Source organism: Mesorhizobium sp. WSM4809 (assembly GCF_055811655.1).
This window is the reverse complement of the sequence record NZ_JBVVQW010000011.1, coordinates 27651-39854: the sequence shown is the minus strand read 5'-3', so window position 1 is coordinate 39854 and position 12204 is coordinate 27651. Positions and strand designations below refer to the sequence as shown.

The window sequence follows — 12204 nt, the reverse complement described above, 5'->3', positions numbered from 1 at the left end:
GCCTGCCGGCCATCTCCCGAGGGAGACCTGTAGCACCAGCAATCAGAACTTGTAGCTTAGCCCGACCCGGATATCCTGCGTCTGGAGGTCGACATGGGTTTCCGTAGGCAGACCGGCTGCCACCGAGAGATCCTGGCTGCCGAAGTCGGAGTAACGATATTCGGCTCGAGCGATCCACTTGTCGGTGAAGGCGTGCTCGATGCCGGCGCCAACGGTCCAGCCGACATGGCTGTCGCTGTGGAGCGTTACTTCGGCGGCAGGGCCACCGGCGCTGACCGCAATTAGTTCATACTTGGCCGCGGCGACACCGGCAGTGATGTAGGGCAAGGTCCGATCGAAAGCATAGCCGGCGCGCAGCCGCGCCGACCCCGACCATTTGAGTTCGCTCTTGAGCAACGTGGTGACACCGCCGCCGCCGGCGTCGAGGGCCGTCAGCCCATCTATATTGCTGTACATGATGTCGGCCTCGGCGCCGATCACGAAGCTGTTCTCCATCTGGTAATTGGCGCCGATATGGACACCGCCGATAAATCCGTTCGGATCGGTGGAGACATTGAGATCGGTGGCCCCGCCCAGTCCGCCGCCGGCGATGAACAGATTGGATTTTCCGGCCGCGTAGCCGATGTCGACGCCGGCATAGAGTCCGGACCAGTCGTAGCCGGATGCAACAGGCGAAACCTCATTGATATCAGCCGCACACGCCACACCGAGCGGCGCGAGAATGAAGGCCGTTGCGAGAAGAAGAGTTTTCATTGTTGTCTGCTGCCCCATGTTGCTTCCCCACCGCACAAATGAGCTGCGGAGATCCAGCTGTTGTCGAGAAATCCGGTGTTGCATTGTCCGCCCGCCGCGTCTTGGGCTGGGCCGCACCCGAATTGTCGGGGAAAGCATAGCAGCGCTTTCCCGGCTGGTGTGGCCATTCGGCCTCAGTCGATTGGCGTGTCGTGTATCCGGCGGGGTTAGCGGCGACGAAACTACCTGGCACTGCCCGGTGTCGAGCCGAATCGGCGGCGGAAGCAGCGGTTGAAATAGGAGACGTCGGAGAAGCCGCTGAGCAGCGCGATCTCGCTGATCCGCATGCGGTCATTGTGCCTGTCGCGGAGCATGCGATGCGCCCTTTGCAAGCGCAGTTCGAGAATGCGCTCGGCAAAGCTCACCCCGGTTTCCTGCAGCAGGTCATGGACATAGCGAACGGAGAGCCGCAATTGCCCGGCAACGCCCTGCGCCGAAATGGCGGGATCGGCGAAATTATCCCGCATCTTCTGCAGTATGGCCTGCAGCCTTGCCGCGCGCAGGCCGCGCAGGCCCGCCAGTTCGGCCGCTTCGCCCTTGGCGCCGGTCGCAAGGCCGATCAGGTCGACGATCGTTTCGGTGGCGTGGCCGATGAGGTCGGGCGAGACCAGCGCCGGGCCTGCTTCCAGGAAGCTGCAATAGCGCTTGAGCATGCCGAGCGCCTCATTGTCGGCTCCAACGGTCAACGCCAGCCGATCCTCTATATGAGCGAAGGCATTTTCCAGCACGGCACGAGGGAGCACCACATTGGCCCAGACATTGCTGTCGCCGCCGGTCATCTGCAACGCTTCCGAAGCCGAGACCAGTGCGGCCTCGCCTTTGCCGACGTGATAATCGCGGCCAATCTGCGTGCCGCTGAGCACCGTATCGCCATTGTTCACCAGCAGCAGATAGCCGTCGCGACCATCGGCGGCGATATTGCCCGCCTTGCGGCTGGCATGACGGATCGTCCCGGCCATCTGCCCAAGCACCAGCGAGCCGACAGCGGTGGCTTCGATCGCGGCTTCGAACGACAGTCTCTCCGAAATCGTGTATTCGACCGACCATATCTCGGCGACATGGATGTCCTGCCAGAGCGCGAAGCGTGCGCGATGATCCAGATGCGGCGGCAGATCCGCCGATGAGAAGACGTTCTTTTGCAAGGGGCAACCGGCCTTTTCTACAATCGCGTCTTCATTTCGACACGCACCGTATGGGACCAGATCACGGTCTGTCCAGAGCCGGAAATACTTGTGCGCCAGGTGACAATTCCAGTGCCGTCCTGGACAAGGATTGGCTTAATTTCGTGGATTGGGCTGGTTGAATTTCGGATTACTCGAAAATGCCCAGTGCCGACGAATCGCGCCACCCTACTCCGGCGACGGCACCGGCGGCCGTGATGTCAGCGCCGTGCCGAAGGCGGCGACAACGACGGCTGCGATCCCGGCCAACTGTGTTGCGGTCAGGCTTTCATGCAGGAACAGGAAGCCGGCCAGCGCACCCAGCCCCGGCTCCAGGCAGGTCAGCGTGCCGTAGATGCGCGCCGGCATGCGGGTCAGCGCCACCATCTCCAGGAAGAACGGCAACGCGCTGGAAAACAGCCCGACCAGCAGCGCGCTGACCAGGATCGACGGCGACAGCAGCGCGGATCCCGCCTGCGCGATACCGAAGGGCAGCACGAGCACAGCGGCGATGGCCATGCCGTAGGCAGTGGTGCGGGTGCCAAGCTCCGCGCCGGCCTTCTGGGCAAGCACGATATAAAGCGCCCAGAAGCCACCGGCAGCCAGCGCCAGCATCACCCCTATCGGATCAAGCGGCGCGAGGGAATGAACGAAGGGCGACAACAGCAGGATGCCGGCCACTGCCAGCGCGATCCAGGCAAAGTCGCTGGCGCGCCGCGAGCTCAAGGTCGCCACCAGAAGCGGGCCGGTAAACTCCAGCGCCACCGCGATGCCGAGCGGAATCCTGGCGAGCGCTGCGTAGAACAGGAGGTTGAGCGCGCAAAGCGTCACCCCATAGGCGACCAGCCACGGCAGAGTGGCACGCGAGGGCCGCATCTGCCAGGGCCGCAGCACCGCGATCAGCATCAGCGCACCGATGACCAGCCGCAGCGTCGTCGTCCCTTGCGCGCCGATCTGCGGGAACAGGCCCTTGGCGAAGGTGGCGCCGATCTGGATCGACACCATGGCGCCCATCAGTGCCGCGACCGGCAAGGGCGCCGCTTCGCGACTGGCAATCGGCGTCGATGTCACGTGATCCCATCCTCCATGCCGCCGGGTCCAAACCCGACCGGCGGCATGGAGATAGGGCGAACCGGCCAACCTGTCGTGAGGCAGCGGCGGACTGGCTGCTGGGGCACGGACTGTTGGCACGCCATGAGCCTCCCAGCCCGCGAAGCGTTCATTGCCGCAGTGCACAAGGAATAGCTGGAGATGATCCTGTAGATGCGAGAGCGCGACGACAACGATACGCTTCAGGCGGTGGCAGCCGAGCGCTTGAACACGATGATCACCTGAGTGCCCTCGCCGGCGCTCGACTTCACGTCGAACTGCGCCTTGGCATTCTCGGTCAGCGAGCGGGCGATCAGCGCGCCGAGCTTGCCGCTCTTGGGCCAGGTCTCGCCGTCCGGCAGGCCGATGCCGTCATCGGCGATCACGATGCGGCAGCCATCACCGTCGACGATGCTGTGCAGCGTGATCGTGCCGCCGTCTCGCCCTTGGAAGGCATGCTTGAGCGCATTGGTCAAAAGTTCGTTCACCACCAGCCCGGTCGGCATGGCGACATTGATCGACACCGGATAGGTGTCGACCTTCATGTCGAGGCGGATGCCCTCGACCGCATGCGAGTTCATCACCGCCGACGCGATCTGGCTGAGATAGACACCAAGATCGACCTCATCCTTTTCATCGTCCCCCGACAGCGTCTGGTAGAGGATTGCCAGCGCATCGACGCGACCTGCCAGCCTCTCGAAACGCTTCTGATCCGGTTCGGCCGCGTTGCGCGTCTCCATCCGGATCAGTGCGGTGATCATCTGCAGATTGTTCTTCACCCGATGCTGCAATTCGCGCAGCAGCGTGTCCTTTTCGCGGATGCGCTCATCGATCGATCGCGGATCCTCCGTTTCGCCATGGGCCGAGACGTCGACCAGCGCCACCAGCCGGAAGCAGGCCTTGCCATTGTCGTCCTCGATGACGTTGGAATAGACGTCGACGATCGCCGGCTGGCCGTCTGTCCGCTCCAGCCGGAACGTGCCGATGAAATCGGTGTCCTCGACCACGGCCTCAAACAGCGGCCGGTCCTTCTGCTTGTGCAGGCCGGTGCCGGAAAGCGCCGCCCAGTGTTGCCGGGCGAGCGTCGCCGCCTTGAGGCCGGACAGTTTCTCGAATTCCGGATTGGCATAGACGACACGCTCCTTCGAACCCAGGTCCGAAACGGCAATGGCGATCGGTACCTGGTCGAGGAATTTCTTGAACTGTTCGCTTTCGAGCGCGCTGGCAAGGTCCGGCGTTTCGAGCAACTGCCCGACCGCTTCGGCCTTCTGTGTATCGGATGTCATCTGCGGCGCCTGTGCTGTGTGGTCACCATCAATAACAGCGATGCGATCACCCCGCCATCGCCAAAGCACGAGGCGGCATTTCACACGCCCTCACGAGCGGTGTGTTCGCACAATCTCGAAATCTGCGTAGCCGCCTCGGAATACTTGACCGAGCTCTGGGAACCGCTCACGAGGCCGGCTTCGACGCCAGCCTTGGCGCGGTCTTGACGTCGACGATCTCAGGCTTGGCACTGTCCACCGTGCCATCCCAGCCGCCACCGAGCGCCTTGTTGAGGGCGATGTAGTTGGTCGCCAGCAGGACGCGGCTTTGCAGCAGCGAGTCCTCGGCCGAGTAGAGCGAGCGCTGGGCGTCGAGCACATCGAGCAGGCTTGTCTCGCCGGCCTTGTAGAGCGTGCCTTCGAGCCGCGCCGCATCGCCATAGGATTTCGCCGAAGAGGCGAGCTTGGCGATCCGGATGCGCTCCTGCGACAACAGCACCAGCGCGTTCTCGACATCCTCGAGCGCCGTCAGCACCGAAGACCGGTATGCGATGAAATATTGATCGCGCTGCGCCTTGGCGACCTCGACGGCCGCCTGCAATTGACCGGCATTGAACACCGGCACGCTGAGCGTCGGCCCGAACGACCAGCCGATCGACGAATTCTTGCCGAGATCGCCAAGCTTCAGCGCCGCCGTGCTGATGTCTCCCGTCAGGCTGACCGAGGGATAGCGGGCGGCCTCTGCCTGGCCGATCTTGGCGGTGTATTGCGCATATTGGCGTTCCGCCATGCGCAAATCGGGTCGCGAAAGCAAGAGGTCGGCGGGAATTCCGGTGGGCATCGGCAGGCGTGGTGCAGGGATCGGGGCGACCCGCTTCAGCCGCTCGCTGAGCGAGGCAGGCGGCCGGCCGGCCAGCACGGCGAGACGATGCACGGCCTGGGCATAGCTTGCCTCCAGCGTCGGCACCGCGGCTTCGGTGCTCGCTGCCTGCCCCATCGCCTTGGCGACATCGGCGGCGGTCGCCGTGCCCGCCTGCGCCATGGTGCGGGTAAGTTCGGCGGTCTGCCTTTGCGACGCGGCCGAGCGCCGGGCGAGCGCGATGCGGGCCTGGTAGCCGCGCGCCTGGGTATAATAGGAAGCGACATCGCCGACCAGGGTAAGAAGCGTCGAGCGCAGTTCCTCCTGCGAGGCGTCCAGCCCGTAGCGCGCGGCCTCGACGCCTCTGCGGTTGGCGCCGAACAGGTCGAGTTCCCAGCTTGCATCGAAGCCGGCCTGGTACTCGCTGTAGGTGGCGTCAGGGCCTGATGTGGTCTCGGCTGACTTGTTGCGGGTGGCCGAGCCGGAGCCGTCGACCGACGGCAGCAACGTGCCGGCACTCTGGCGGTAGCTGGCGCGCGCCTCGCGGATTTTTGCCTTGGCGGTGGCGACATCGAGATTGCCGGCAACCGCTTCCTCGACAAGCGTGTTCAGCTCGGGATCGCGCAGCCGCTGCCACCATTTTGACAGTTGCGCCGGCTGGGCAGGCTTTGTCGGCTTGTGGCCGCTCCAGCTTGCTGGCATCGCCAATATGGGCGTCTGATAATCCGGACCGACGACGCATCCAGCGAGCAGGACAGCGGTAATCATAGGCGCAAGAAGCCGCCTCGCGGCCACCGAGCCACGTTCCAAACCTGTCATGTGAAGTTTTCCTTATTGCTGGTTGGCCGTCACCGGCGTCTCGCCCGTATCTGGTTTGGCCGCCCTGCCCTTGAAGATGCGCCGCACGGTGACGAACAACAGCGGCACCAGGAAGACGCCGATCACGGTCGCCGCGATCATGCCGCCCATCACGCCGATGCCGACCGAGTTCTGCGCGCCCGAGCCAGCACCGCTGGCAATCGCCAGCGGCAACACGCCGAGGATGAAGGCCAGCGACGTCATCAGGATCGGCCGCAGCCGCTGTCGTGCTGCCTCAAGTGTCGCCTCGACGAGCCCCATCCCGGCGGTCTGCCGCTCGATGGCGAACTCGACGATGAGGATGGCATTCTTGGCCGCGAGACCGATCGTGGTCAGCAGGCCGACCTTGAAATAGACGTCGTTGGACTGGCCGAACAGGCTTGCCGCCAGCAGCGCGCCGAAGATGCCGATCGGCACCGACAGCATGACCGCGAACGGGATCGACCAGCTCTCATAGAGTGCTGCCAGGCAAAGGAACACCACAAGGGCCGAGATCGCATAGAGCGACAGCGCCTGGTTGCCGGAAAGCTTCTCCTGGTGCGACAGCCCTGTCCATTCGTGGGAATAGCCGGCCGGCAGCTGCGCCACCAGCTTGTCGATCTCGTCCATGGCGGCACCCGAGCTGATGCCCGTGGCCGCCGCGCCCTGGATCTCGACAGCCGCCGATCCATTGTAGCGTTCGAGCCTGGGCGAACCGAATGTCCAATGGCTGGAAGCAAAGGCCGAGAACGGCACCATCGCCCCGCTGGCGTTGCGGACCTGCCATTTGTCCAGATCTTCCGGCTGCATGCGGAAGTTCGGGTCCGACTGCAGATAGACCGGTTTCACCCGCCCGCGATCGATGAAGTCGTTGACGTAATCGCTGCCCCAGGCGGTCGAAAGCGTGTTGTTGATGTCGGCCAGGCTGACGCCCAGCGCGCTGGCTTTTTCCTGATCGATGTCGACCGAGAATTGCGGCTGGTCTTCCTGCCCGTTGGGCCTCGTGTTGGCGAGCAGCTTGTTCTGCCCGGCCAGGTTCAGAAGCTGGTTGCGCGTCTGGATCAGCGCGTCATGGCCCGCACCGTTGACGTCCTGCAGGTAGAAATCGAAGCCGTTGGTGTTGCCGAAGCCCTGGATGGCGGGAGGCGCAAGCGCGAAGACCTGCGCATCCCTGATCTTCGAAAACGCGCCCATCGCCCGGCCGGCGATTGCCTGCGCGGCAGAAGCCGGCGATTTCCGCAGGTCGAAGTCCTTCAGCCGCACGAAAGCAATGCCGACATTCTGCCCTGCGCCGCCGAAGCCGAAGCCGGAAGCGGTGAACACCCCGTCGACGACGTCCTTCTCCTGATTGAGATAATGGTCGGTCACCTCTGCCAGCACCCGCTCCGTGCGATCCTGCGTCGCGCCGACCGGCAGCGACACGCTGGTGATCAGGATGCCTTGGTCTTCTTCCGGCAGGAACGAACTTGGCAGCCGGGCAAACATCCAGCCCACGGCAACGACGATGGCCAGGAAGACGGCGAGGAAGCGCCAGGACCGGTTGATAATGCCGTGCGAGCCGTCGCGATAGGCAAGCGTGCCGCGATCGAAGACCCGGTTGAACCAGCCGAACGGGCCCGTTTGCGTCGCATGGTCCTTGGGCGGTCGCAGGATCGTGGCGCAAAGTGCGGGCGTCAGCACAAGGGCGACCAGCACGGACAACACCATCGCCGAGACGATGGTCACCGAGAATTGCCGGTAGATGATGCCGGTCGAGCCGCCGAAGAAAGCCATCGGCACGAACACGGCCGAAAGCACGGTGGCGATGCCGATCAGCGCTCCGGTGATTTCGTGCATCGACTTGCGCGTCGCCTCCTTCGGCGGCAGGCCTTCCTCCTGCATCACGCGCTCGACATTCTCGACGACGACGATGGCGTCGTCGACCAAAAGGCCGATGGCGAGCACCATGGCGAACATCGTCAGCGTGTTGACGGAATAGCCGAACAGCGACAGCACGCCGAACGTGCCGAGCAGCACCACTGGCACGGCGATCGTCGGGATGATGGTGGCGCGCAGATTCTGGAGGAAGATGAACATCACCAGGAACACCAGCACGATCGCCTCGGCCAGCGTTTTGACCACCTCCTCGATCGACAGCCGCACGAAAGGCGAAGTGTCGTAGGGATAGACGACCTCGACGCCTTGCGGGAAGGTCGAGCTCAGCCGGGCGATCGTCGAGCGCACCGCTTCGGCGGTGTTGATGGCGTTGGCGCCGGTCGCCAAATTGACGGCCACGCCGGCCGCGGGCTTGCCGTTGTAGTTGGCCTGCGTCGTGTAGCTTTCGGCGCCGAGTTCGACGGTGGCGACATCGTTGAGGCGAACCAGCGAGCCATCGGTTTGGCTCTTCAGGATGATGTTGCGGAACTGTTCGGCGGTCTGCAGCCGGCTCTTGGCCGTCACCGTGGCATTGAGCTGCTGGCCCTTGCGCGCCGGCAGGCCGCCGAGCTGGCCGGCAGAAACCTGCGTGTTCTGCGCCTCGATGGCGGTCGCCACGTCGCTCGGCATCAGGGCATATTTGGCGAGCTGGTCCGGATCGAGCCAGATGCGCATGGCATAGCCGGAGCCGAACAGCTGCGTCGAGCCGACGCCTTCGACGCGCTTCAGCGTGTCGTTGACGGTGGCGTCGACATAGTCGGCGAGATCGGTCGAGTTCATCTTGCCGTCGGTCGAGACGAAGCCGATGACCATAAGGAATCCGGTCGAGGATTTGGAGACGGTGATGCCATTGCTCTGCACCACCTGCGGCAGCTGCGACTGCACCAGCTGAAGCTTGTTTTGCGTCTGCACCTGGGCGGTGTCGGGATCGGCTGCGGTGGTGAAGGTCAGCGTGATCGAGGCCGAACCGGTCGAGGTCGACGTCGCCGTCATGTAGTCCAGATTGTCGATGCCGGTCATGCCTTGCTCGATGACCTTGGTCACCGAGTTCTCGACCGTCTGCGCGTCAGCGCCCGGATAGGTGGCGCTGATGTTGACTGTCGTCGGCGCGATCTGCGGATATTGCGAGATCGGCAGCGAGGTGAGCGCCAGAAGCCCGCCCAGCATGATCACGATGGCGATCACCCAGGCGAAGATCGGCCGGTTGATGAAGAATACGGACATCGCCTCAGTTCCCGGTCGCGGCGGCAGGCGCCGGTTTGGCAGCGTTGGACGCGGCCGGTGCGGCGGACGTGCCCTGCCCGCGATCCTTGACCTCGCCGGTCGTCTCGTCGATCGTCACCTCAACGCCCGTCGCATCGCCGCCGGGGCGCACCAGCTGCATGCCCTCGACAATGACACGATCGCCGTCGCCGACACCCGAATCCACCAGCCAGTTGTTGCCGACGCTGTTGCGCACCGCGAGCACCCGCGTCTCGACCTTGCCCTGCGCATTGATGACCATGGCGGTCGCCTCACCCTTGGTGTTGCGGCTGACGGCGCGCTGCGGCACCAGGAAACTGTTCTGGGCAACGCCCTCCTCGACCAGCGCCCGCACATACATGCCGGGCAGCAGCAAGCGATCGGGATTGGGGAATTCGGCCCTGAGCGCGAAGGTGCCGGTGGTCTGGTCGACATTGGCGCCGGCGAATTCCAGCTTGCCGGTCTGCGTGTAGATGGTGCCGTTCTCGAGCTTCAGCTTGACGCTGACATTGGGGCCGCTGAACTTCAGCCGCCCTTCCGAGATCGCCTGGCGCAGATTGAGCAGGTTGGTGCTCGATTGCGTGACGTCGACATTGATCGGATCGAGGGCACGGATGGTGGTCAGCACAGTGTCCTGGTTGGCGGTCACCAACGCGCCGGGCGTCAGCGTGGACTTGTCGATGCGGCCGGCGATCGGCGCCGTGATCGAGGTGCGGTCGAGACTGATGCGCGCCGTCTCGGCGCTGGCCTTGGCCGAGGCGACATCGGCTTGCGCCTGCGCCAGCGTGGCGGCGGCATCGTCATAATCCTGTTTGGAAACAACGTTCTGTTTCAAAAGCCCTGCATAACGGTCGAACTTGGCCTGCGCAGTCGGCACCGCCGCTTGCGCCTTCTGCTGGGCGGCGACCGCGCTGTCATAGGCTGCCTTGTAGCTTGCCGGATCGATCAGGTAGAGCGGCTGTCCCGCAGCAACTTCGCTGCCCTCTTTGAACAGGCGCTGCTGGATGATGCCGTTCACTTGCGGGCGCACCTCGGCAACCAGCGAAGCCGCCGTGCGCCCCGACAGTTCGGCGGTGATCGCCACCGATTGCGGATGCAAGGTGACGACGCCGACTTCCGGCTTGCCGGGCGTGCCCATGCCGGCGGGGGCGCTGCCCTCCTGCGAGCAGGACGCCAGCAGAAAGGCAGCGGCGAACATCGCGGCCCAGGGCGCCAGATGGCGTGCCGAAAAACGAGGCTGGCTAGGCTTGGAAATCATGGCCTGGATCTTTCCCTGGAGTTGTGTACGCGTTGGCAATGGACCGCTTGGTCGAGGGGCATGCCGATCCATATGATGATAGGCCGCACCCGTCGGCGGGCGGCGACGAGCAATGCTTGGAAGCGGCTCATGTCGCGCTCCTTCTCGGCGGCCGGAGCTGCTCGAAAGTCGAGTAGCTGGCCTCGATGCCCACCAACATCATTATGCCGATCAGCGAGGACATGCCAAGCGCCTTGCCGGAGTTCACGCGATCTTGCGGTCATGATGTCCATGGTTGTCGAGCGGCTGCGAGAGCGGAAGCGACAGCCGCCAGGCGGCGAAGCGCAGGCGGATCGCGCCCTTCAGCGTGTCGACCGGGAGGGCCAGCGGCATATCGCGCCCGGCAGGACCAAACGAGAGCCTCGGGCTGGCGGACGCGAGCAGCCGCAGCATGATCATGGTTCCCACATTGTCGTGCTTCCATTGTATGGTTCGAATTGGCGTCATTCGAACTGGACGTGATTGAAACGAGGGATGGCAGGGATACGCCCGCCATCCCCCGGAGAACCGGCCGGCCCGAGAACGGGTTGGGTACCGGGCCGGCCGGTGCAGTCGGTCAGAGTTGTCAGTCGTTCCCGGGCTGGGGCGAGAGCTGCCTGCCATCGTTGGGCAGGCCTCTGGGGCCGGCTGCATCGTTCGGCGGCCCGCCCCAGGGACCGGGGGGTGATCCATGGGGGCGTTCCGCCGAAGCGAGGACTTCGAGTTGTTCGGGCGTCAGCTTGGCACGCAGTTCCGCGATCGCGTCCTTCAGTTTACCGGCCGAAACCGCGCGGGCGGTGACATCGTCGGCCAGCTTTTCCTGGAACGCGAAAGGATCAGGCTTGCCGCCGGGACCCGCCGCGTCGGGACCCTTCGCTTCAGCACTACCGGGCCGCCCGTGGTCAGGCTGAGGCGGCGAAAGCACCGCCTGCAGCGCGCTGGTGTAGTCGCGCCAGGCGTCGAGTTGTTCGGTGCGGATGCCAACGCGGGTCTCCAGCGCGGCGAGCCGGGCGGCCAGCATGAATTCCGGCGGCGGACCCATGCGGCGGGGGCCAAAGCCCTGCGGGCCAAAACCCTGTGAGCCAGGCCGCATCGGTCCATGCGGGCCGGGTCCAGCCATCGGGCCGTGATCCAGGCCGTCCTGAATGGCCATGACAGGTGGCGGCTCGCCGGGTCCGGCGCCGGGATCGGGCTGCGCTGCCAGCGCGGGGTGAATTGCGGCGACGGAAAACAGGCCGAGCGCAAGAAGTCTGCTTCGCATAAAGATGTTCCTTTCTCTCATGCTTCGGACAGTTCAGAGGATAGGAAGCGTCTTTGTCCGCTTCGCGTCGGCGTGTTGCCGAAGGTTTCCGCAAAAGGGCAATTTGTTTCCGAATGTTTCCCATGACCCGCCGGAAACGTTCGGTTGCAATTTTCCATGCCGCTCGGGCGCGGCTCCTCCTATAATCGTGGCCAAGGCAAGGGCACGATTGATGCAGTCACAACCCCATATCCTCGTCGTTGACGACGACCGCGAGATCAGGACGCTTCTCCAGCGCTATCTCGACAGCCAGGGCTTTCGCGTCACGGCGGCGGCGGACCGGCGCGAATGCGAGCAACGGCTTGGTGCGGGCCAGTTCGACCTGATCGTGCTCGACGTGATGCTGCCGGACGGCTCGGGGCTCGATATCTGCCGCGGGGGGGGGGGCCCCCCCCCCCCCCCCCCCCCCCCCCCCCCCCCCCCCGCGGCGCGGGGGGGGGGGCCCCCCCCGCGGGGGGGGGGCCCCGCCC

The 12204-nt window shown here is 64.7% G+C and carries 9 protein-coding genes and 1 pseudogene; 1 reads left to right on the top strand and 9 read right to left on the bottom strand.

What is annotated here, in order from left to right; genetic code table 11:
* Positions 1–42 precede the first annotated feature (42 nt).
* The 9 genes from AC0L24_RS23595 to AC0L24_RS23555 form a co-directional block, all read right to left on the bottom strand.
* Entirely contained in the window at positions 43–753 is a 711-nt protein-coding gene (locus AC0L24_RS23595) for an outer membrane protein (RefSeq protein WP_164762590.1), read from the bottom strand.
* Positions 754–974: 221 nt separating this feature from the next.
* Positions 975–1934, bottom strand: coding sequence for an AraC family transcriptional regulator (locus AC0L24_RS23590; RefSeq protein ID WP_127271117.1), 960 nt, complete (start codon positions 1932–1934; stop codon positions 975–977).
* A 207-nt stretch (positions 1935–2141) separates the two neighbouring features.
* Positions 2142–3023: an EamA family transporter gene (locus AC0L24_RS23585; protein WP_127809810.1), complete on the bottom strand. Its 882-nt coding sequence runs from the start codon at positions 3021–3023 to the stop codon at positions 2142–2144.
* 221 nt (positions 3024–3244) lie between these two features.
* Positions 3245–4327, bottom strand: coding sequence for a sensor histidine kinase (locus tag AC0L24_RS23580; RefSeq protein ID WP_127398128.1), 1083 nt, complete (start codon positions 4325–4327; stop codon positions 3245–3247).
* 166 nt (positions 4328–4493) lie between these two features.
* Positions 4494–5984, bottom strand: coding sequence for an efflux transporter outer membrane subunit (locus tag AC0L24_RS23575; RefSeq protein ID WP_473564185.1), 1491 nt, complete (start codon positions 5982–5984; stop codon positions 4494–4496).
* A 12-nt stretch (positions 5985–5996) separates the two neighbouring features.
* Positions 5997–9140: an efflux RND transporter permease subunit gene (locus tag AC0L24_RS23570; RefSeq protein ID WP_127271112.1), complete on the bottom strand. Its 3144-nt coding sequence runs from the start codon at positions 9138–9140 to the stop codon at positions 5997–5999.
* A gap of 4 nt (positions 9141–9144) precedes the next feature.
* Complete coding sequence (locus tag AC0L24_RS23565; protein ID WP_473564184.1) at positions 9145–10416, bottom strand: efflux RND transporter periplasmic adaptor subunit; 1272 nt, start codon at positions 10414–10416, stop codon at positions 9145–9147.
* A gap of 243 nt (positions 10417–10659) precedes the next feature.
* Entirely contained in the window at positions 10660–10848 is a 189-nt protein-coding gene (locus AC0L24_RS23560; protein ID WP_245469950.1) for a hypothetical protein, read from the bottom strand.
* 172 nt (positions 10849–11020) lie between these two features.
* Positions 11021–11695, bottom strand: coding sequence for a hypothetical protein (locus AC0L24_RS23555; protein ID WP_127327739.1), 675 nt, complete (start codon positions 11693–11695; stop codon positions 11021–11023).
* A 211-nt stretch (positions 11696–11906) separates the two neighbouring features.
* Here AC0L24_RS23555 and AC0L24_RS23550 point away from each other — a divergent pair.
* Positions 11907–12113: pseudogene (locus AC0L24_RS23550) on the top strand (response regulator); the annotation flags it as partial.
* Positions 12114–12204: the final 91 nt, after the last annotated feature.

Bases quoted from the DNA above. Each gene is read 5' to 3' on its own strand.
- AC0L24_RS23580 (WP_127398128.1), bottom strand. From the start codon at position 4,327: ATGACATCCGATACACAGAAGGCCGAAGCGGTCGGGCAGTTGCTCGAA.
- AC0L24_RS23555 (WP_127327739.1), bottom strand. From the start codon at position 11,695: ATGCGAAGCAGACTTCTTGCGCTCGGCCTGTTTTCCGTCGCCGCAATT.
- AC0L24_RS23575 (WP_473564185.1), bottom strand. From the start codon at position 5,984: ATGACAGGTTTGGAACGTGGCTCGGTGGCCGCGAGGCGGCTTCTTGCG.
- AC0L24_RS23595 (WP_164762590.1), bottom strand. From the start codon at position 753: ATGAAAACTCTTCTTCTCGCAACGGCCTTCATTCTCGCGCCGCTCGGT.
- AC0L24_RS23560 (WP_245469950.1), bottom strand. From the start codon at position 10,848: ATGCTGCGGCTGCTCGCGTCCGCCAGCCCGAGGCTCTCGTTTGGTCCT.
- AC0L24_RS23570 (WP_127271112.1), bottom strand. From the start codon at position 9,140: ATGTCCGTATTCTTCATCAACCGGCCGATCTTCGCCTGGGTGATCGCC.
- AC0L24_RS23565 (WP_473564184.1), bottom strand. From the start codon at position 10,416: ATGATTTCCAAGCCTAGCCAGCCTCGTTTTTCGGCACGCCATCTGGCG.